Raw genomic sequence first — 19,678 nt, 5'->3', positions numbered from 1 at the left:
TTCATATTAGAACGATGTTTTGATTTAGCGTGCCCGGAGGCCATTATGTCTCGTACAACGACCCTTTATACTGTTTTTGGCCTGACCGGCCTTGTCCTTGCCATGCTGACAGCCATTGGCGGAGGACCTTCGGTATTCCTGGGTTTGGGCTTTGCAATGATGACGCTGGGCCTTCTTGGGGCCCTGATCGGCGCGGCAACCACCTTGCGCCAGACCAGCCGATCGGCCAAGTGATCCCCGGCACATAGCAGCTTTTACGCTTCTGTCTCCATTAACGTCAGATTCACTTCTTTGCTCTGATATGGGCGCGGACCCCTATTGATCTTACGCAAGGACTGGGCGTGCCCATGCGGGACAGGAAACTGGCTGATCTGCCGGAAGGCGCGGACAATCCGCTGAACGCGGCGGTGGCTTCGCGCGATTTGTCGACGGTGCAAATGGCGACAGAGGCGGTGAAACACAAGCAATGCAAGCTTGCTTTTCAGCCGGTCATGCAGGCCAATTCCCCCCACGGCGTGGCGTTTTACGAAGGGTTCATCCGGGTGCTGGACGAAACCGGGCGGGTCATTCCCGCGCGCGAGTTCATGCCCGAGGTTGAAAACACGCCAATCGGGCGCGAGCTGGACTGTGTCGCGCTTGAAATGGGTTTGCGCACCCTGACGCGCAATCCGGGGATCCGTCTGTCGGTCAACATGTCGGCCCGCTCGATCGGTTACGCCCGCTGGTCGCGTATTCTTGAGCGGTTCATGAAAAATGACCCCGCTCTGGGTGAACGGCTGATCCTTGAAATCTCGGAAAGTTCGGCGATGCAGGTACCGGAACTGGTGGTCGATTTCATGGATCGTCTGCAGGCCCGCGGCATCGCCTTTGCGCTGGACGATTTTGGCGCCAGCAACTTCAGCTTTCGCCACTTTCGCGAGTTTCTGTTCGACGCGGCCAAGATCGACGGACAATTCGTGCGTGGTGTCAGCACGAACCCCGACAATCAGGCGCTGGTCAGAGCCCTGATCGCGGTTGCCCGCGAATTCGAGATCCTCGTGACTGCCGAATCGGTCGAAACCAAGCAGGATGCCGAGTTTCTGGTGGCCAGCGGTGTCGATTGCCTGCAGGGCTTTCTGTTCGGCGCGCCCTCGGTCAAACCGCCATGGAAAGCGGAAAAGACACAGGAGACAGGGACTTAACACCTGCCGCAACACATTTCAGCCTACGACCTGCCGCCCTGAGACAAGCTGCCCGTTGCTGCGCGTGCAGCATTGCGATATCCAAATGGTGCTGGAGCGGGGATCACGGGGCGCTCTTGATTGCAGGGGGATCCTCTACGATCTGCGCCGTCACATTTCCCACAGGACCATGACGGTAAAGGATTAATCGAATGACCAACGTAGTAATCGCATCCGCCGCACGTACCGGTGTCGGCAGCTTTGGCGGCTCGTTTGCCAACACTCCCGCCCACGATCTTGGGGCCGCTGTGCTTGAGGCCGTTGTAGAACGCGCGGGAATCGACAAAAGCGAGGTTAGCGAAACCATCATGGGCCAGGTTCTGACCGCCGCTCAGGGCCAGAACCCCGCGCGCCAGGCGCATATCAATGCCGGCCTGCCGCAGGAAAGCGCGGCCTGGGGCATCAACCAGGTCTGTGGCTCGGGCCTGCGTGCCGTTGCTCTGGGCGCACAGCACATCCAGCTGGGCGATGCCGAAATCGTCGCCGCCGGCGGCCAGGAAAACATGACCCTTTCGCCCCATGCCGCCGCCCTGCGCGCCGGTCACAAGATGGGCGACATGAAATACATCGACACGATGATCCGCGATGGTCTGTGGGATGCCTTCAACGGTTATCACATGGGTCAGACCGCTGAAAACGTCGCCGAGAAGTGGCAGATCAGCCGCGACATGCAGGACGAATTCGCCGTTGCCTCGCAGAACAAGGCCGAAGCCGCGCAGAAGGCCGGCAAGTTCGCCGACGAGATCACGCCGTTCACCATCAAGACCCGCAAGGGCGACATCGTGATGGACAGCGACGAATACATCCGTCACGGCGCGACCATGGAAGCCATGGCCAAGCTGCGCCCTGCCTTCACCAAGGACGGTTCTGTCACCGCGGCAAACGCCTCGGGCCTGAACGACGGCGCGGCCGCAACCCTGCTGATGTCTGCTGAAAACGCCGAAAAGCGCGGGATCGAGCCGCTGGCCCGTATCGCATCCTACGCCACTGCCGGTCTGGACCCGTCGATCATGGGTGTGGGCCCGATCTACGCGTCGCGCAAGGCGCTGGAGAAAGCTGGCTGGTCGGTAGACGATCTGGATCTGGTCGAGGCGAACGAAGCCTTTGCCGCGCAGGCCTGCGCCGTGAACAAGGACATGGGCTGGGACCCGTCGATCGTGAACGTGAACGGCGGCGCGATTGCCATCGGCCACCCGATCGGTGCCTCGGGCTGCCGCGTTCTGAACACGCTGCTGTTCGAAATGAAGCGCCGCGACGCGAAGAAGGGTCTGGCGACCCTGTGCATCGGCGGCGGCATGGGTGTCGCCCTGTGCGTGGAGCGCGACTAAGTGCGTTGAGAACCAAATAGAAAAGGGCGTCCCACGGGCGCCCTTTTTTGTTACAATCAAGCCTTACACCGTAGCTGCGACAATTTCGCTGAGCAGAAAAGCAAAGACCTGAACGAAACGATATTGCGCACCAATCTCTCTCAGAGTAACAGAATTACCAAGCCGACTAAATTTGGAGGATTCCTAAATGGCACGTACAGCACTCGTAACCGGCGGCTCCCGCGGCATCGGCGCAGCAATTTCCAAGGCGCTCAAGGCCGAAGGGTACAACGTTGCAGCCACCTATGCGGGGAATGACGAAGCCGCCGCGAAATTCACCGAGGAAACCGGTATCGCCACCTATAAGTGGAACGTCGCCGACTATGACGAGTCCAAGGCGGGTATCGAAAAGGTCGAGGCCGAGGTTGGCCCGATCGACATCGTTGTGGCAAATGCCGGCATCACCAAAGACGCCCCTTTCCACAAGATGACGCCCGAGCAGTGGCATCAGGTGATCGACACCAACCTGACCGGCGTGTTCAACACCGTGCACCCGATCTGGCCCGGCATGCGCGAGCGTAAGTTTGGCCGCGTGATCGTCATCAGCTCGATCAATGGACAGAAGGGCCAGTTCGCGCAGGTGAACTATGCCGCGACAAAAGCGGGCGATCTGGGCATTGTGAAGTCGCTGGCGCAGGAAGGTGCACGTGCGGGCATCACCGCCAACGCTATCTGCCCGGGCTACATTGCCACTGAAATGGTGATGGCGGTTCCTGAAAAAGTCCGCGAATCGATCATCGGTCAGATCCCGGCCGGCCGCCTGGGCGAGCCCGAGGAAATCGCGCGCTGCGTGGCGTTCCTGGCATCGGACGATTCCCAGTTCATCAACGGCTCGACCATCTCGGCCAACGGTGCGCAGTTCTTCGTCTGATCAAGAACGATTGCAATTTTGAACGGGCCGGTCCAAATGGGCCGGCCCTGTCAATTTCAGATTCCCGAAGAGGCTGCCCCATGAGCAGAATGCGCGCAACGGCCATTGGTTTTATCGCTGTGCTGCTGTGGTCCCTGCTGGCCCTGTTCACGGTCGGCTCGACACCGACACCACCGTTGCTGCTGAACGCCGTCTGCTTTTCAATCGGCGGCACCCTGGGCCTGATCTGGACCTGGGCCACCGGCGGATTGCAACAACTTGGGCGCGTACCCTGGACAACTTATCTGTTCGGAACGCTGGGTCTGTTCGGCTATCACGCCCTGTATTTCTCGGCACTGAGGATGGCCCCTGCAGCCGAGGCGGGTTTGATCGCATATCTCTGGCCTTTGCTGATCGTTCTGCTGTCGGGGCTGTTGCCCGGCGAGCGGTTGCGCATCGGGCATCTGATTGGTGCCTGCTTCGGTTTCGCGGGCGCGGCGCTGATCATTGCCGGTGGCGGCAGCACCGGGTTTCAGGTGCAACACCTGCCCGGATATGCGCTGGCACTGATGTGCGCGTTGACCTGGTCGGGCTATTCTGTTCTGTCCCGCCGTCTGGGCGATACCCCCACCAGTTCGGTTGCCGTTTTCTGCATCGCCGCGGCAATTGCCTCGGGCGCGCTGCATCTTGCCGTGGAAGAAACGGTCTGGCCCGCGACCGCATTCGGCTGGGCATCGATCCTTGCCCTGGGTCTGGGACCGGTCGGGCTGGCGTTTTATGTTTGGGATATCGGGGTCAAGCGGGGCGACATTCAGATACTGGGCACCGCGTCCTATGCGGCACCATTGCTGTCTACGCTTGCGCTGGTTCTGGCCGGGATCGCCGCCCCGTCCTGGGGTCTGGCGGTCGCGGCGCTGTTGATCACCGGCGGGGCCACAATTGCGGCGCGGGCCAGTCTGAAGTCCTAGTTCGCCCTGCCCTGAACTTGCATCGCCAATAACCTGTCGCGCCTTTGGTGCTTTCGGGACATTGGCGATACAGAGTGATTCAGGTCAGGTGCTGGACGCTTTAATTGGACAGGCGTTCGATCTCTTCCTTCAGCTTGAGCTTCTGCTTTTTGAGCTGCGCAATATGGAGATCATCAATTCCTGGCGAGCGTTGGGCTTTTTCCACTTCGAGACCGAGACTTTCGTGTTTTTTCTTCAGTTCCGTCAGATGTGCGCTCACGCTCATGGCGATCCTCCTTAGTTGGATGTCTGAGTATTACATGGGAAGTTGACCACATCGTTTCCAGCCTGTCACGCCGCAGACGCACAGAATCTGTCACAAATCCGACAAATTCGGCCGGTCACCGCCTATCAATCCGAAAATCCGGGTAGCGCGGCCCCGTTCCGCAGCACCGAAGTTATCTGGGGCGTATAGCTCTCACCGTCCCTCTCATGCCGTGCGCCTGTGTGCAGGATCAGCGGGGAATGGAGCTGGAAGGCGGCGCGCCCCTCTTTCCGTGCGCGCAGAATGACCAGTTCCGCATCTCGGGTCGCGCGCGGCGTCAGCGGCAGGACTTCGACTGAACCCAGTCTGCCGGCACAGGCCGACAACATGTCCGGCAGGCGTTCGGCCTTTTGGATCATGTGCAGATAGCCGCGCGGGGCCAGTCGCCTGGCGGCCACGCCGATCCAGTCCGACAGCGGTGTCTGCTCGCCCAGTGCCACCTGCCGCCCTTGATCCTGCGCCGGGCTGTGTGCGCCGGGGCGGTAATAGGGCGGGTTGGCGATAATGTGATCGAACTGTCTTTGCCTCAGATCATTGGGCAGATCGGTCAGGTTTGCCTGTATCACTTCCAGCGGCACATCGTCCTCTGCGGCGTTGCGCCGCGCCAGATCAGCGTAGTCGGGTTGCAATTCGACCCCCGTCAGGTGCAGGCCCGGCACGCGGGCGGCAAGGCAGAGGATGGCGGCGCCTGCCCCGCAGCCCAGCTCCAGCACGGTCTGGCCTGCCGTGGCCGGAACCGAGGCCGCCAGCAGAACCGGGTCAACACCTGCGCGATAGCCGGACAAAGGCTGCCACAGCCGCACGCGTCCGCCGAGGAACTCGTTGCAGCTCAGCTCGCTGTCGGAGAACCCGCTCATCGGCCCAAGGGGATGTCGTTGTCACGCATTACCCGTTCGGCGCGGATCAGGTCGTCGGCGCGCACCATCAGGCGGCGGGGAAAAATTCCTATGCCGCCTTCGAGGATGCTCATATTTACGTCCATCTGAAAGCAGTCTATATCCTCGCCTTCAAGGAGAGCGGATGCAAAGGCCAGGATTGTCGGATCGGTGCTGCGCAATAGTTCTTCCATGGGGATGGATGTAAGGGCAAGGAGCGGCGGAAGTCGAGCCTTGTATCAGGAGTGTGATGAACGTCAGCACAATCTCGAAACCACATGAACGGCTGGCCGACATTCTGGCCGGTGAAATGGATGCGGTAAACCATCTGATCCGCACGCGCATGGCGTCGGAACACGCCCCCCGTATCCCCGAAGTGACCGCTCATCTGGTTGAGGCGGGCGGCAAGCGTCTGCGCCCCATGCTGACTTTGGCCGCAGCCCGTCTGTTTGGCTATTCAGGCGACCACCATGTGCGTCTGGCCGCGACGGTCGAATTCATTCATACCGCCACGCTTCTGCATGACGACGTTGTGGACGAAAGCGCCCAGCGGCGCGGGAGGCCCACGGCAAACCTGCTGTGGGACAACAAATCCAGTGTTCTGGTTGGCGACTACCTGTTTTCCCGCAGCTTCCAGCTGATGGTGGAAACAGGGTCGTTGCGCGTTCTGGACATTCTGGCAAACGCTTCGGCCACGATTGCCGAGGGTGAAGTGTTGCAGATGACGGCAGCCACCGACCTGGGCACCCACGAGGGCATTTATCTGCAGGTGGTGCGCGGAAAAACGGCCGCGCTGTTTTCGGCTGCAACCGAGGTAGGTGGCGTGATTGCCGGTGCATCGGAAGAGCAGGTGAAAGCGCTGTTCGACTATGGCGACGCGCTTGGCATTGCCTTTCAGATCGCCGATGACCTGCTGGACTATCAGGGCGACAGTAAGGCAACCGGCAAGAATGTCGGCGATGATTTCCGCGAGCGTAAGCTGACCCTGCCGGTGATCAAGGCCGTGGCGCAGGCCACGGCAGACGAACACGCCTTCTGGGAACGCACGATTGGCAAGGGCCGCCAGCAGGATGGCGATCTGGATCACGCGCTAAGCCTGATGAACAAATACGGCACGCTGGAGGCCACCCGTTCGGATGCCATCGGCTGGGCTGCCAAGGCCAAAACCGCGCTTGAGGTGCTGCCAGATCACGAGATCCGGTCGCTGCTGCGGGATCTGGCCGATTACGTGGTCGCGCGCCTCAACTAAGCTGTGTTGCGCGGCACCACCATTCGGAATGGGCCGCGCCGATCTCATAGGCCGCGAAATGCGCGGCCTTCATGGACGGGTAAAGCCCGAAACAGGTCGAGCCCGAGCCGGACATCCGCGACAGAAGAACACCGCGCGAGGCGTCGAGCTCATCCAGAACCCGCCCGATCTGAGGCGCAATGCCCATGGCCGGTGCCTGCAGATCGTTGCGCTGGCCTTTCAGCCACGCGGCGCAGTCTTCCGCCGTTTCAAATTCAGGGATATCCTCGGGCATAGCCGGGTTGTGGCGCGTTTCCATCGCCTTGAAAACGGAACCGGTCGGAACCCCGATGCAAGGGTTGACCAGAACCGCATAAAGCTGTGGCAGGGAAACAGGCTTGATCTGTTCGCCTATGCCCCGCATTCGCGCGGCTTTCGCCATCAAACAGACCGGGATATCAGCACCCAGTGACACCGGGTTCGGCAGCTTTCCGTTGCCCGATCCCGCGAGCACACGCAATGTCGCGGCCGCATCCGAAGACCCGCCGCCGATACCGCCCCCATGGGGCAACAACTTGTTCAGGGTAATTCGGCCTGTCCAGCCAACTGCATCCGCCGCCTGCCAAACCAGATTACGCTGATCGGATGGTACACCCCGGGCATGTTCACCGGTGACGTCCATCGACAGGTCCGGGCCGGGCTCGAACGTCAGGTGATCACCGATATCTGCGAACACGACCAGAGAATCCAGCAGGTGATAGCCATCTTCGCGCTGGCCAGTCACATGCAGGGTCAGGTTGATCTTGGCGGGGGCAAATGCCTCAGCCTTCATTGGCAACCTGAAGCGGCTCTGCGCCTTCTTCCGCCAGAACCGCGTCCAGCCCGATCTCGAGCTTGCGCCGGATACGGTCGGGATCGGCCTCACCATCGGTGTCGTCGGGGTCGATGAAAGACAGGGCGCGTTTCCACTGGAACTCGGCCTCGCGGTCGCGTCCAACGGCCCAATAGACGTCGCCCAGATGATCATTGACCACCGGGTCGACCGGCATCAGTTCGATGGCGCGTTCCATATGCTCAACGGCTTCTTCATAGCGGCCGAGCCGGAACAGAACCCAGCCGAGGCTGTCCACGATATAACCGCTGTCCGGGCGCGTGGCGACGGCGCGTTCGATCATTTCAAGCGCCTCGTCCAGCTTTTCGCGCCTTTCGACCAGCGAGTAGCCGAGGTAATTCAGCACTTGCGGCTGATCCGGGTTCAGTTCAAGCGCGCGGCGGAAATCCGCCTCGGCCTGATCCCAGTTCTTGAGACGCTCATGCGAAATTCCGCGGGCATAATGCAGAAACCAGCTGCCGCCCGCCCCAGTTTCGGTCAGCTCGATCGCCCGGTCGTAGGACGGCACAGCGGCGGCATAGTTTTCGTCCCGGCGCAACAAATCGGCCAGTGCCACATGAACGGACGGCAGGTTAGGGCGTTGTGCCGCCAGGTTCTGCAGAACTTCCGCTGCAGCGTCTTTCTTGCCTGCACGTCCCAGAACCTCGGCCCGGCCCAGTTCGGCAACGTGAAAATCGGCGCTGTCGGAAGGCACTGTCCGATAGGCCGCAACTGCAAGATCAAACTGTTCCAGATCGTCCAGCAGCTCTGCCCCCAGCAAAATCGCGTCGACGTGATCGGGGCGCAGAAAGGTCGCCACACGTGTATAGAGCAGAACATAGTTCTGTGCCGCTTCGCCATTCAGTGCTGCGCCAACCGAAAAGAAAACCTCGGCCATGCCGTCCCGAGCTGATCCGATATGTGTGAAAGGCAGGGTTTCGCCGTCGGTCAGACGCGTCTCGTAGCCTTCGATGGTCGGGTCGCTGCCTATGGAAAACACTTCGTCCAGAAATGCCAGCGCGTCGGCATTGCGGTCCAGTTGCGACAGGACCTCGGCCCGGGCAAGTGCAGCGCGGCGGCTGAAGCGGGCAATGGTTCCGTTGTTTTCGGCAAAAATTGCCTCAGCCCCTTCGAAATCGCCCACGGACGCAAGGGCCATTGCCTTGTGATACAGCGAAAACTCCCTCAGACCGTCCTGCGTGGAAACCTTGTCAAACTGCTCCATCGCTTTGGTCATGGCGCCCTGCGCCATGTTGGTCCAGGCAATCATTAGCCCGTCAACCAGCGGCCCGACACCTTGCGTTTCCGGATCAAGCGCCAGAAACGCGTCATATTTTTCGTCTGCCACCAAAGTCGCCGACAGCACCATGCGCGCGGCCTGGCTTGGCAAGTCGTCGTCCACGATTTTCTGCGCGACGGGCAGGGCTCGCTGGATCTCGCCCAGCGCGAGACGGGCCACGACCACGCTTTCCAGCAAGTGCAGGTTTTCCGGATCAAAGCGCAGGGCCTGCGAGTAATACTTCTCGGCCGCCGTATAGTCGCTTTCATAGATCGCCTGACGACCCGCAAGATACGCCCCGGCGCCGGTATCGGCCAAGACCGGAACGGCAATAGGGGAAGAAAGCATTGCAGCCAATGCCACGCGTCGAACCAGGGAAATCACCAGAATTCTGCCTCGCTATCGTTATCTGAACGATAAGCTAGGGCTTTGGCCCCTGAGAGGCAATGGCAGAGCCTTCACGACGCCGCCATTGCCCGGGTTTTCGCTTACATGTTTGGATAGTTCGGCCCGTCGCCGCCCTGCGGTGTGGTCCAGGTGATATTTTGGCTGGGATCCTTGATGTCGCAGGTCTTGCAGTGGACGCAGTTCTGGAAGTTGATCACGAATCGCGGACCGTTTTCATCCTCGACCATCTCGTAGACGCCCGCCGGGCAGTAGCGCTGCGCCGGTTCGTCGAACCTGGGCAGGTTGACCTTGACTGGAATCTCGGGGTCGGCCAGGCGCAGGTGGCAGGGCTGGCTTTCCTCGTGATTGGTGGCCGCGAAGGAAACGTTGGTCAAACGATCGAACGACAGCGTTCCGTCAGGTTTGGGATAGTCGATCGGCTTGTGCTTGCTGGCATCTTCGGTCGATTCCGCGTCGTTCTTGCCATGACTCAGAGTACCCAGCAACGAGAAGCCAAGCGTGTTGGTCCACATGTCCATGCCGCCCAGCACCAGCGAAGCAGTCAGGCCGTATTTCGACCACAGCGGCTTGACGTTGCGCACCTTCTTGAGGTCGCTGCCGATTGCGCCTTCGCGCACGTCGGCCTCGTAGGCGGTCAGTTCGTCGCCCGAGCGGTCGGCCTTGATGGCGTCATAAGCAGCCTCGGCTGCGGCCTTGCCCGACAGCATCGCGTTGTGGTTGCCCTTGATGCGCGGCACGTTGACCATGCCCGCAGAACAGCCCAACAGCGCCACGCCGGGTGCGACCAGTTTCGGCATCGACTGAAGGCCGCCTTCGGTGATCGCGCGGGCGCCGTAGGCCACGCGCTTGCCGCCTTTCAGCAGTTCGGCGACCATCGGGTGATGCTTGAAGCGCTGGAATTCCATGTAAGGATACAAGTGCGGGTTCTTGTAGTTCAGGTGCACCACGAAACCGACATAGACCTGATTGTTTTCCAGATGATAGATGAACGACCCGCCGCCCGCATTGCTGCCCAGAGGCCAGCCCATCGTGTGCGTGACCGATCCTTCCTTGTGCTTGGCCGGATCAATCTCCCAGATCTCTTTCATGCCGACGCCGTATTTCTGCGGCTCTTTGCCGGCCGACAGGTCGTATTTGGCGATGACTTCCTTGGACAGTGAACCGCGGACACCTTCCGACAGGAAGACATATTTGCCGTGCAGCTCCATGCCCGGCTCGGTATTTGGGCCATAGGACCCATCCGCTTCCAGGCCAAAAACGCCAGCAACAACGCCTTTGACTTCGCCATTGTCGCCGTAAACCAGCTCGGAACAGGCCATGCCCGGGAAGATTTCGACGCCCAGTTCCTCGGCCTGTTCCGCCATCCAGCGGCAGACATTGCCCATCGACACGATGTAATTGCCATGGTTGTTCATCAGCGGCGGCATCGGGAAGTTCGGGATGCGGATCTTGCCTGCCTCACCCAGCATGTAGAAATTGTCTTCGTGCACAGGCACGTTCAGCGGCGCGCCCTTTTCCTTCCAGTCCGGGATCAGCGCATCCAGACCGCACGGATCCAGTACCGCACCCGACAGGATATGTGCGCCCACTTCCGAGCCCTTTTCCAGAACAACGACGTTCAGGTCGGCATCCAGCTGTTTCAGACGAATGGCCGCCGACAGGCCCGCGGGGCCTGCGCCCACGATCACCACATCGTATTCCATCGCTTCGCGTTCAATCTCGGCCATCGCGGGCTCCTTAGCTAACTTTCCGAATTGGCGCTTTCACTGCGTGGTGTGCGCAATTTTGTTTCACGGCTGATTACCCGGTCGGCAAGACCTTGGTCAATCGAAACACGGCGTAAAACAGCAGCAATACGGCAGTTCAGCCGTCTGGTGTATCACCCATGAGATACCTGGGACCGCTACCATTGGATTTTGCCCGGTCATCGGGGTTGTAAAGGGCGCATTTCGGCAGGCTGAGGCAGCCGCACCCGATGCAGCCATCCAGATTGTCACGCAATCGTGTCAGGGTATCGATTCGCTGATCCAGCCGGGCGCGCAGGGTGGTGCTGATCTGCTTCCAATCCTGCGGTGTGGGGGTGCGGTTTCCGGGCAGGCCCGACAGCACCTCTCGGATCTCCGGCAGGGTCAGGCCGAATTGCTGGGCGATCATGACAAAGCTCAGCCGCCGGATATCGGCACGCTGGTACCGCCGCTGTCCACCCGCATTGCGCCAGGGTGCAATCAGCCCCTGCGCCTCGTAATACCGGATGGCTGAAACAGCCAGTCCGGTGCGCCGGGCCAGTGCGCCAATTGCCAGCCCTTCGGATACAGCCATCGGAACCTCAAAAAATCTCTTGACCTAAAGTTAGGTTTAGAAATTACGTTGAGTCGTGACAAGCCTGAATTCGCAAAGGAGATCCCATGATGGCGACGCTTGAACACACCAATTTCACTGTCCGCGACCCAAAGGCGTCGGCAGACTGGATGGAGAAGGTCTTTGGCTGGAAAACCCGGTGGGAAGGTCCGGCAATCGCTGGCGGCTATACAGTCCACGTGGGCAGTGCACACACCTATCTTGCGCTCTATGCACCGGGCAAACCCATGCGCTCGGGCGAGAGCAGTTATGACTATGTCGGCGGGCTGAACCATGTCGGCGTGCTGGTCGAGGATATCGATGCCACTGAAAGCAAGGTGCGCAAAGCGGGATTCAAGCCGCACAACCATGCGGATTACGAACCCGGCAGGCGGTTCTATTTCGAGGATGACAACGGCATCGAATTCGAGGTGGTGCAGTATGATTGAGTTGCTGTGGCTGGGAACCGAAGCGCATCACTGGCGCAGGGGCGACCTTCTGGGGCATCGCCGCAGGCATGCCTTGCCCCATCCAGACGGCGCGAGTTCGCGAATAAAGCACCGGAACCGCTGAGCCCCCTTGCATTTCACGCTGCATTTGGGTCAGGTATCTGACGACCCATCATTCGCCCCGACGCTTTGAGCGGCGGGGCGACTCAATTTATGCGTGGACGAAGACAAAATGGAAAAAATTCCCATGACGCCCGCGGGCAATGCCGCGCTTGAGGCGGAATTGAAGAACCTGAAGTCCGTCGAACGCCCGGCGATCATCGAGGCCATCGCGACGGCGCGGGAACTGGGCGACCTGAAGGAAAACGCCGAGTATCATTCGGCCCGTGAAAAACAGGGTTTTATCGAAGGGCGCATCAAAGAGCTGGAAGGTATCCTGTCGCTGGCTGACGTAATTGATCCGGCCAAACTGTCGGGCGCGATCAAGTTCGGCGCCAAGGTCAGGCTGGTCGATGAAGACACCGACGAAGAAAAGACCTGGAAAATCGTGGGTGAATATGAGGCCAACATCGAAAAAGGCCTGCTGAACATCAAATCCCCCCTTGCCCGCGCCCTGATCGGCAAGGAAGAGGGGGACAGTGTCGAAGTCCGCACCCCCGGCGGTGTGCGGTCTTATGAAATTCTGAGTATCGAGTACGCCTGATCGGAGCGTTGATCATGTCGGGGTCCAATCCTGACCGCGAAACCAAGCAACCGACATCTCTGGGCATCTATGATCGCCCCGGAGCACCGTCGGTGAGCGGCATCGAGATCGCGGCTGTTGTTCTCAGCCTGATCTGGCTGGTTGTTTCGGTGGTTTTTCTGGTGCTGCCCGGCCGGGTCGAAACCAGTAGTTTCATCGTCACGCTGCTTGCAGTGTTCATGCCCGTGGCCATGATCTGGGTGGCGGCCATGGCCATGCGCGCCAGCCGTATCATGCGCGAGGAAAGTGCCCGACTGCAGACGGCAATCGACGCGATCCGAAACGCCTATGTCACGCAGCAGCAGCGCGCCGCCAGTACGTATGAGCCCGCCGTCAGCAAGAAGCTGGATGAAATCGCGCAGACAGCGAAGAAGACGGAAAGCGCATTGGCTACGTTTTCTTCCAAGCGCCGCGAACCTGTGCGCAGGGCCGCACCATCACCTGGGGACCAGACCTCACTTGCGCTTGGCACACCAGCAGAAGACATCGCGCGCCCTCTGCCGACCGGTATCTTTATCCGTGCCCTGAACTTTCCCGAAACACAGGACGATGCCGAAGGGTTCGACGCCCTGAGGCTGGCGCTGAAGGACAGAAAGACCGCACAACTGGTGCAGGCCTCGCAGGATGTGCTGACCCTTCTCAGCCAGGAGGGGATCTATATGGACGACCTGCGTCCCGACATGGCCCGACCTGAAATCTGGCGCCAGTTCGCGCAGGGCGCACGCGGCCGTGCAGTGGCCGCTCTGGGCGGCATTCGGGACCGGTCCTCGCTGGCCTTGACGGCGGCGCGAATGAAGCAGGACCCGATTTTCCGCGACGCCGCGCACCATTTTCTGCGGCGGTTCGACAACATGATCGTGGAATTCGAGCCCATCGCCAGCGATGCTGAACTGACCGCGCTGGGTGAAACCCGAACCGCCCGCGCGTTTATGCTGCTGGGACGGGTTGCGGGTACCTTCGACTGACAGGCGCCGCTACAGACCGAAACTGCCATAGGGAATGAACCGGACCGGGTCGCCGGGCCGGATATGGCGCGCGCCGTCTTCGATCTCGACCAGTCCCTCGGCCCAGCTGAGGCCGCTGATCCGGCCCGAACCTTCTGACGCGAATACTTCAGCACGACCGTCCCGGACCCGAGCACGCAGATATTCACGGCGACCAGGCTTCTTGCGTTTTTCAAAGCCAGCGGGCAGGTCAAACGCTTGCGGTTCCTGCCAGCCTTCACCGGCCATCAGCCCCAGGGCGGGGCGCGCAAAGATCAGCGTGCAGACCAGTGCCGCCACCGGATTGCCCGGCAAGCCGAAGACCGGAGTGCCCTTCCACATCCCCAGCGCCAGCGGACGGCCCGGTTTCAGCGCAATACGCCATTCATGCATCGCCCCGGCCTGCCGCAGCAGAGCGGAGACATGATCTTCGTCGCCCGCGGATGCGCCACCACTGGTCAGAATCACATCGGCCCGCTCGGACGCCTCGTCCAGCCGCGTCGCCAACGCGTCACGATCATCGGCCACACGGCCCAGATCAACCGCAGCGAATCCCATCCGGGCTGCCAGAGACAGCAACATCGGGCGGTTGGCATCGAATATCTGCCCGGGTCCGGCGGGCTCTCCGGCTTCGATCAGTTCGTCACCGGTGGACAGAACCGCCACGCGCAGGGTCTTGCGCACCGGAACCTCGGCAATTCCCACTGCTGACAGCAGCGCCAGATCCGGGGGTGTCAGGCGGCGACCTGCGGCCAAAGCCAGATCTCCGGCGGCCACATCCTCGCCTGCCTTTCGGGTATTCGCGCCCTTTTTTAGAGGGCCGTGAAAGGCAATGTGGCCGTCCTGAACGGTCACATCCTCTTCCAGAATGACGGTATCCACACCCGCAGGCAGAGCCGCCCCGGTCAGAACCCGAAGGGCCTGACCGGGGGGAACGGTGCCTTCAAACGGTATACCCGCCGCCGCGCGCCCTTGGATCAGGGGCAGAACCTGTGCGCCTTCTGCAAAAGGCCCTGCAAACCCATAGCCATCTACCGCCGTATTGGGTTGCGGCGGATTGGAGCGTTTCGCGATCTGATCCGCCGCCAGAATACGACCTGTCGCCTGACCCAGTGGCACGGTCTCAGCCCCCTTCACTACCGAAAGCCGGTCCTGCAGCAAGGCCAATGCCTCATCCACCGGGGTCCAGTCCACGCCTGCGGGCAGGGCAAAGCAGTCGTTTTGCAATGGCGGTGGTGTGATATTCGGTTTGTCCTGTGGCACGCCCAAAATCCATCCTTCTTCGGCGGCGCTGACGGTCAGCTGCCGGGTCAGTTCCGCCTCTGGCATCTGCGCCAGAGACATCGTGACCTGTTCGACCTGCCAGGCATCCCTGATCCGGTCATCGGGTTCCCTGCCCAGCGTCAATGAAGGCCAGATTTCGACAAAGGCGACCGGTTTGTCCAGCACTTCGAACGGCCAGACGGCCACCTGCCCGGCAAATCGGCGGCGCAGGCGGGACAGAACCGGCAGTCCGGTCATCACCTGCCCGCCAACCGCGCCGGATCCACCCATCTGCCAGCAGGTGAAGCTGCCCTTGGCCAGAATTTCCACCTGTCGACGATCCGGGAAGGGATTGTGATAGTCCGTTTTGGTCTTTGGCAGGCCCGGGATTTCGCGGGCCAGACCGTTGAACCAGAATGGCCCCTTGCCGCCGAAATCCCGATTGATCCGGCCGGCAAGGTCGAAACGGCTATTGGCCCTTGGCGCGTCTTCGATCCGGTGCTCGAACCAGTCCCACAAGACCAGCGGATCGCCCGAGCCGGTCAGCGCGCGGGCAAACCCCCGGGGATAGCCAAACGGGAAGTCGAACCCCAGACACAGACGACGGCCTGCGGTCAGTTCCGTTTCGATCAGCCCTGTCAGCCAGTCTTCCGCTACATGCCGGTTGCGCAGGTATTCCGCTTCGCCAGGGGCCCCATCGCGTACCACGCACCCCCAGATCGCATCCTTGCGGGGCGTTGGCCCGGTGTCATTTCCACCAGACCAATCGACCATCGCAAAGGTGTCGAATGTGGTCACAAACCAACCTCTTGCAGGATGAACGCAGCAATGCGCGCAGTGTCGTTCAGGTCAAAGACCGGGCGATCCAGATCCAGTGGCGTGTCGCTGGCCACCGCCCGGATCGTTTCATCCTTTAAAGCGATCAGCGGGTTGCCGGGTTCGGCCCGAAATGCCTCGACCTTGGGGTGGCTTTCACGTTTGTATCCTTCGATCAGGACCAGATCGACCGGTGATAGCCGGGCCAGCAGCGAGTCCAGAGACGGCTCGGGCGCGCCGCGCAGTTCCTGCATCAGGGCGACACGCTGCCCGGACGCCAGCAGAACCTCGGAGGCACCGGCATCACGGTGACGGTTGCTGTCGGTGCCCGGCTGATCGACGTCAAAGGCATGATGTGCGTGTTTGACGGTTGAAACCGTGAACCCCCGTCCGGTGATCTCGGCCACCAGTCGCTCCATCAACCCGGTCTTGCCCGCGTTTTTCCAGCCGGTGACGCCGTAGACCCTCATGCCTGCTCCAGCAAGGTCTGCGCCCTTTCGAGGTCTTCGGGCGTGTTCACGTTGAAGAACGGATCGAAAGGGTCTACCGGAAACAACGCCTCGCGACCGTCATGTTTATCGGTCCACAAGACGACCTTGCGCAGCCCGTCCTGCAACGCGGCCCGCAGATCGTCGCGCAATGCGACTGGCCACAACCCGAATGTCGGGTGCCGGTTGACCCGCTTTCCACCGCCGGATTTCAGAGCTTGGTCACCCGTGCGCGGGGTCGTCGCCAATACAAGCGGATGCGCCTGCCCTTCAGCCGCCTGCATCAGCCGCGCCACCAGATCGCGGGGAAAGAACGGCGTGTCGGCAGCAGCGGTGACGATGCTATTGGCGCCCTGCTCCGCGGCCCAGTCGAGACCGGCCAGAACACCGGCCAGCGGACCGGCAAAACCTTCGATTGTGTCCGGCAGCACAGGCAGGTTCAGGGCACTGAACCGGGACGGATCGCCATTGGCGTTCAGCGCCAGACCATCGACCTGCGGCGCCAGCCTGTCAATTACCCGGGTCAGCAGGCTTTGCCCGCCCAGTTGCAGCAGGCCCTTGTCGCCTCCGCCCATCCGGGTGGCCAGACCGCCTGCAAGGATCACGCCCTTTGGTTTGGTCATCCTGCGCTTTTCCTGCGATGTTTTTTGTCCTCAACCGCCACGGACGAGGGGTCGATATCCCGAACAAGACGATCCTCGCCGGACAGGCATACGAACCGCTGGCCGCGCATCCGACCGATCAGGGTCAACCCGACCTCACGTGCAATTTCAACGCCCCATGCCGTGAATCCCGATCGCGAAGCCAGAACCGGAATGCCCATCATCGCGGTCTTGATCACCATCTCGGACGTCAGGCGGCCCGTGGTGTAGAGGATCTTGTCACCAGCCTCCTCCCTGGTCGAAAGCATCCAGCCAGCGATCTTGTCGACGGCGTTGTGGCGACCCACATCTTCCATATAGACCAGCGGGCGGTTTTCCCGGCACAGGACGGTGCCGTGAATCGCCCCGGCCTGAAGATACAGCGACGGGGTACGGTTGATCCGGGCCGCAAGTTCATAAAGCCATGAGGTGCGGACAGAAACCTGCGGCAGGCAGACATCCTCAAGCCCGTCCATCATGTCGCCAAAGACGGTACCGACCGCGCAACCGCTTGTGCGGGTCTTTTTCTTCAGCTTGTCCTCGTACGAGGTCTGGCGCGCTGTGCGAACAACCACGGTTTCCAGATCGTCGTCATAATCGACGCCGGTGATCTCATCATCCGCCAGCAGCATCCCCTGATTGCGCAGAAAACCCAGCGCCAGATATTCGGGGTAGTCGCCGATGGTCATCGCCGTCACGATCTCCTGCGCATTGAGGAAAATCGTCAGCGGGCGTTCCTCGACCACCGAGATCTGGCTGACCTCACCGTTCTGGTCCACGCCTTCCACTGCGCGGGTCAGGCGCGCCGCGCCGGGATCAGGCGCGATGATGTAGTCCGACAGGTCCGTGTGCGTGGCCAATTGCAACCCTTTCCCAAGACCGCTAGTTGTGCTGGCGACACCATAGGATCTAGCCATGGCAGACACCACATCCAAGTCTTACTTCTGGAAGGGTTTTCGGGACGGCACGCCGTTTATCTTCGTGGCCATCCCCTTTGGCACGCTGTTTGGTGTTTTCGCGACCGAGGCCGGGCTGGATATCGTTCAAACCATCGCGTTTTCCGCAACGGTGTTTGCGGGTGCCGCGCAGTTCACCGCCCTGCAACTGTTGCAGGACAACACGCCTACGGCGATTGTTTTGATCTCTGCGCTTGCGGTGAACCTGCGGGTGGCGATGTATTCCGCCTCGCTGACACCTTATCTGGGGGCCGCCCCGTTGTGGCAAAGGGCCATTGCGGCCTACCTGACGGTCGATCAATCCTATGCTTGTGGGATCGTCCAGTTTGAAAAAGAGCCGAAGATGACTGTACCGCAGCGGATGGCCTATTTCTTTGGCTCGGTCACACCGATCACCCCGCTTTGGATATTCGCCACCTATCTCGGGGCGGTGCTGGGCGCGCAAATCCCGGAAAGCTGGGCACTGGATTTCGCCTTGCCGATCACGTTTCTGGCCATGATCGGACCAATGATGCGGACGCTGGCGCATGTGATTGCGGCGCTCGTGGCGATCATTGTCGCCCTGCTGGCCGTATCGGTGCCATTCAATCTGGGCCTGCTGATCGCGGGCGCGGCGGGCATGATGGCGGGCGCGCAGGCCGAACTGATGCTGGAACGCAGGCTGGAGCGGAAAGAGACATGACCCAGATTGACCCTACAACCATGTGGATCATCATCGTCGGGCTGGCCGTCGGCAGCTTTGCCTTGCGTTTTACCTTTATCGGTCTTGTCGGAGACCGCCCCATGCCGCCGTGGCTGCTGCGTCATCTGCGGTACACGGCGGTGGCGATCATTCCGGCGCTGATCGCACCACTAGTTGTCTGGCCCGCCGCAACCGAAGGTCAGCCGGACCTGCCCCGCATGGCTGCCGCCGTGGTGGCGCTGTCGGTCGGTTTGGTCACCAAGAACGTTCTGGCGGCAATCCTTTCGGGCGCCGCCACGCTGTACGGGTTGCTCTACCTACTGGGTTGAGGTCGCGTCCAGTTGATTGAGGCGCGCGTTGTTCGCAGCCAGTCCCTTTTGCAGGTCCGCGTCGTCGTATTCACGGTATTCTTCCGTCACCACGCCCGGAATCTGGGCGAACTGTTCCGACAGTTTGACCGGGTAGAATGTGACGTCGATCTGTTCGAACCCCGGCACTTGCCTCAGGATACTGGCCGTCGAATGGGCGCAATACGCGCTTGCCACCGGGCCGGACTGCTTGGCCAGTTGATAGGCGGTCTCGGCCTGTTGCGGCGTGACCTCGATGGTCTGGATGCGCGCATAATGCGTCTCGCGCGCGTGCGAGCTGCGATAGGCGCGTTCGACAGCGGGCGTGATACCGTATAGGACATCATCCTTGTTCGGAACCACATCCGCACGGAACGATCCCGCAGGGTCAAAGATCACCCGCTCTCTGGCGCTGATCATCAGCGACGTATGCGCGCCCGATCCGGTCCGGGTGTTGATCATCGTGTAAAGCGTCAGCGTCGACGGGCCGGGGTCACGGTAGGACCGTGCAGCGACTTCGGCCAGGTCTGCCTGCGGACGATTCGATCCGGTGCAGCCCGCCACGGTCACTGCCAGCAGGCAGGCAACAATTATTCTGAGCACG

23 protein-coding genes are annotated in these 19,678 nt (G+C 61.0%); 11 read left to right on the top strand and 12 right to left on the bottom strand.

Translation table 11 applies throughout. From position 1 onward, the window contains the following. Window positions 1-45: 45 nt before the first annotated feature. The 5 genes from ACR1XU_RS14410 (at window position 46) to yddG (ending at window position 4,405) form a co-directional block, all read left to right on the top strand. Window positions 46-234: a hypothetical protein gene (locus tag ACR1XU_RS14410; RefSeq protein WP_170614382.1), complete on the top strand. Its 189-nt coding sequence runs from the start codon at window positions 46-48 to the stop codon at window positions 232-234. Between the two features lie 113 nt (window positions 235-347). Beyond that, window positions 348-1,181 (top strand): EAL domain-containing protein, encoded by an 834-nt coding sequence (locus ACR1XU_RS14405; RefSeq protein ID WP_480904717.1) that lies wholly within the window; start codon window positions 348-350, stop codon window positions 1,179-1,181. Window positions 1,182-1,372: 191 nt separating this feature from the next. Beyond that, the gene (locus tag ACR1XU_RS14400) at window positions 1,373-2,548 is read left to right on the top strand and encodes an acetyl-CoA C-acetyltransferase (protein WP_170614380.1); all 1,176 of its coding nucleotides are present in this window, start codon (window positions 1,373-1,375) and stop codon (window positions 2,546-2,548) included. A 187-nt stretch (window positions 2,549-2,735) separates the two neighbouring features. Continuing rightward, window positions 2,736-3,458 (top strand): acetoacetyl-CoA reductase, encoded by a 723-nt coding sequence (gene phbB / locus ACR1XU_RS14395; protein WP_480904713.1) that lies wholly within the window; start codon window positions 2,736-2,738, stop codon window positions 3,456-3,458. Window positions 3,459-3,538: 80 nt separating this feature from the next. Then, the gene (yddG, locus tag ACR1XU_RS14390; protein ID WP_480813086.1) at window positions 3,539-4,405 is read left to right on the top strand and encodes an aromatic amino acid exporter YddG; all 867 of its coding nucleotides are present in this window, start codon (window positions 3,539-3,541) and stop codon (window positions 4,403-4,405) included. Window positions 4,406-4,505: 100 nt separating this feature from the next. On the opposite strand, the gene ACR1XU_RS14385 is transcribed toward yddG, so the two are convergent. The 3 genes from ACR1XU_RS14385 to ACR1XU_RS14375 all read right to left on the bottom strand — a co-directional run bounded on the left by ACR1XU_RS14385 (window position 4,506) and on the right by ACR1XU_RS14375 (window position 5,778). Then, window positions 4,506-4,670: a YdcH family protein gene (locus ACR1XU_RS14385; RefSeq protein WP_170614377.1), complete on the bottom strand. Its 165-nt coding sequence runs from the start codon at window positions 4,668-4,670 to the stop codon at window positions 4,506-4,508. A 125-nt stretch (window positions 4,671-4,795) separates the two neighbouring features. Next, a complete protein-coding gene (locus ACR1XU_RS14380; RefSeq protein ID WP_480904710.1) occupies window positions 4,796-5,566 on the bottom strand; it encodes a tRNA1(Val) (adenine(37)-N6)-methyltransferase in 771 nt (256 codons plus the stop codon). Next, window positions 5,563-5,778, bottom strand: a complete 216-nt coding sequence (locus ACR1XU_RS14375) for a putative signal transducing protein (RefSeq protein WP_170614375.1) — start codon at window positions 5,776-5,778, stop codon at window positions 5,563-5,565. Before ACR1XU_RS14375 ends, ACR1XU_RS14380 begins: the two co-directional genes overlap by 4 nt. A 56-nt stretch (window positions 5,779-5,834) precedes the next feature. Here ACR1XU_RS14375 and ACR1XU_RS14370 point away from each other — a divergent pair, with 56 nt between their 5' ends. Further along, on the top strand, window positions 5,835-6,833 hold the full coding sequence (locus tag ACR1XU_RS14370; RefSeq protein ID WP_480904707.1) for a polyprenyl synthetase family protein: 999 nt from the start codon (window positions 5,835-5,837) through the stop codon (window positions 6,831-6,833). Here ACR1XU_RS14370 and ACR1XU_RS14365 read toward each other — a convergent pair. From ACR1XU_RS14365 to soxR, 4 genes are all read right to left on the bottom strand, one after another. Next, window positions 6,826-7,644 carry a 4-(cytidine 5'-diphospho)-2-C-methyl-D-erythritol kinase gene (locus tag ACR1XU_RS14365; RefSeq protein WP_480904704.1) on the bottom strand — a complete coding sequence of 273 codons (819 nt, stop codon included), beginning with the start codon at window positions 7,642-7,644 and terminating at the stop codon, window positions 6,826-6,828. The genes ACR1XU_RS14370 and ACR1XU_RS14365 overlap by 8 nt on opposite strands. Continuing rightward, window positions 7,634-9,310, bottom strand: coding sequence for a tetratricopeptide repeat protein (locus ACR1XU_RS14360; RefSeq protein ID WP_480904701.1), 1,677 nt, complete (start codon window positions 9,308-9,310; stop codon window positions 7,634-7,636). The genes ACR1XU_RS14365 and ACR1XU_RS14360 overlap by 11 nt, the downstream gene beginning before the upstream one ends. A gap of 140 nt (window positions 9,311-9,450) precedes the next feature. Beyond that, on the bottom strand, window positions 9,451-11,097 hold the full coding sequence (locus ACR1XU_RS14355) for an electron transfer flavoprotein-ubiquinone oxidoreductase (protein WP_480904698.1): 1,647 nt from the start codon (window positions 11,095-11,097) through the stop codon (window positions 9,451-9,453). 136 nt (window positions 11,098-11,233) lie between these two features. Beyond that, window positions 11,234-11,689 (bottom strand): redox-sensitive transcriptional activator SoxR, encoded by a 456-nt coding sequence (gene soxR, locus ACR1XU_RS14350; RefSeq protein ID WP_480904695.1) that lies wholly within the window; start codon window positions 11,687-11,689, stop codon window positions 11,234-11,236. 86 nt (window positions 11,690-11,775) lie between these two features. On the opposite strand from soxR, the gene ACR1XU_RS14345 reads away from it, so the two are divergent. The 3 genes from ACR1XU_RS14345 (at window position 11,776) to ACR1XU_RS14335 (ending at window position 13,863) form a co-directional block, all read left to right on the top strand. Continuing rightward, window positions 11,776-12,156 carry a VOC family protein gene (locus ACR1XU_RS14345; protein ID WP_480904693.1) on the top strand — a complete coding sequence of 127 codons (381 nt, stop codon included), beginning with the start codon at window positions 11,776-11,778 and terminating at the stop codon, window positions 12,154-12,156. Window positions 12,157-12,388: 232 nt separating this feature from the next. Further along, window positions 12,389-12,859 carry a transcription elongation factor GreA gene (gene greA / locus ACR1XU_RS14340; protein WP_170614368.1) on the top strand — a complete coding sequence of 157 codons (471 nt, stop codon included), beginning with the start codon at window positions 12,389-12,391 and terminating at the stop codon, window positions 12,857-12,859. Window positions 12,860-12,873: 14 nt separating this feature from the next. Next, window positions 12,874-13,863, top strand: coding sequence for a hypothetical protein (locus ACR1XU_RS14335; RefSeq protein WP_480904691.1), 990 nt, complete (start codon window positions 12,874-12,876; stop codon window positions 13,861-13,863). Between the two features lie 9 nt (window positions 13,864-13,872). On the opposite strand, the gene ACR1XU_RS14330 is transcribed toward ACR1XU_RS14335, so the two are convergent. Genes ACR1XU_RS14330 through ACR1XU_RS14315 form a run of 4 tightly spaced genes read right to left on the bottom strand, consistent with a single transcriptional unit; the run spans window position 13,873 to window position 18,006 of the window. Beyond that, entirely contained in the window at window positions 13,873-15,942 is a 2,070-nt protein-coding gene (locus ACR1XU_RS14330) for a molybdenum cofactor synthesis domain-containing protein (protein WP_480904688.1), read from the bottom strand. Beyond that, window positions 15,939-16,430 (bottom strand): molybdopterin-guanine dinucleotide biosynthesis protein B, encoded by a 492-nt coding sequence (mobB, locus tag ACR1XU_RS14325; RefSeq protein WP_480491280.1) that lies wholly within the window; start codon window positions 16,428-16,430, stop codon window positions 15,939-15,941. The genes ACR1XU_RS14330 and mobB overlap by 4 nt, the downstream gene beginning before the upstream one ends. Continuing rightward, window positions 16,427-17,071 carry a molybdenum cofactor guanylyltransferase MobA gene (gene mobA, locus ACR1XU_RS14320; RefSeq protein ID WP_480904684.1) on the bottom strand — a complete coding sequence of 215 codons (645 nt, stop codon included), beginning with the start codon at window positions 17,069-17,071 and terminating at the stop codon, window positions 16,427-16,429. Before mobA ends, mobB begins: the two co-directional genes overlap by 4 nt. Further along, on the bottom strand, window positions 17,068-18,006 hold the full coding sequence (locus ACR1XU_RS14315) for a formate dehydrogenase accessory sulfurtransferase FdhD (protein WP_480813078.1): 939 nt from the start codon (window positions 18,004-18,006) through the stop codon (window positions 17,068-17,070). Before ACR1XU_RS14315 ends, mobA begins: the two co-directional genes overlap by 4 nt. Between ACR1XU_RS14315 and ACR1XU_RS14310 the strand changes: the two genes are divergently transcribed. Together ACR1XU_RS14310 and ACR1XU_RS14305 are read left to right on the top strand one after the other, a co-directional pair. Next, window positions 18,005-18,727, top strand: coding sequence for an AzlC family ABC transporter permease (locus ACR1XU_RS14310; protein ID WP_170614364.1), 723 nt, complete (start codon window positions 18,005-18,007; stop codon window positions 18,725-18,727). The two genes, ACR1XU_RS14315 and ACR1XU_RS14310, sit on opposite strands and share 2 nt — an antisense overlap. Continuing rightward, a complete protein-coding gene (locus ACR1XU_RS14305) occupies window positions 18,724-19,056 on the top strand; it encodes an AzlD domain-containing protein (RefSeq protein ID WP_480904681.1) in 333 nt (110 codons plus the stop codon). The genes ACR1XU_RS14310 and ACR1XU_RS14305 overlap by 4 nt, the downstream gene beginning before the upstream one ends. Here the strand turns inward: ACR1XU_RS14305 and ACR1XU_RS14300 are convergent. Continuing rightward, window positions 19,045-19,677: a hypothetical protein gene (locus tag ACR1XU_RS14300; RefSeq protein WP_480904678.1), complete on the bottom strand. Its 633-nt coding sequence runs from the start codon at window positions 19,675-19,677 to the stop codon at window positions 19,045-19,047. The two genes, ACR1XU_RS14305 and ACR1XU_RS14300, sit on opposite strands and share 12 nt — an antisense overlap. Between the last annotated feature and the right edge of the window lies 1 nt (window position 19,678).

The sequence above is a fragment of the Ruegeria sp. D1(2025) genome (assembly GCF_056536425.1).
Note: the sequence above shows the minus strand (reverse complement) of the source record. Positions and strands in the feature narration are given on the sequence as shown.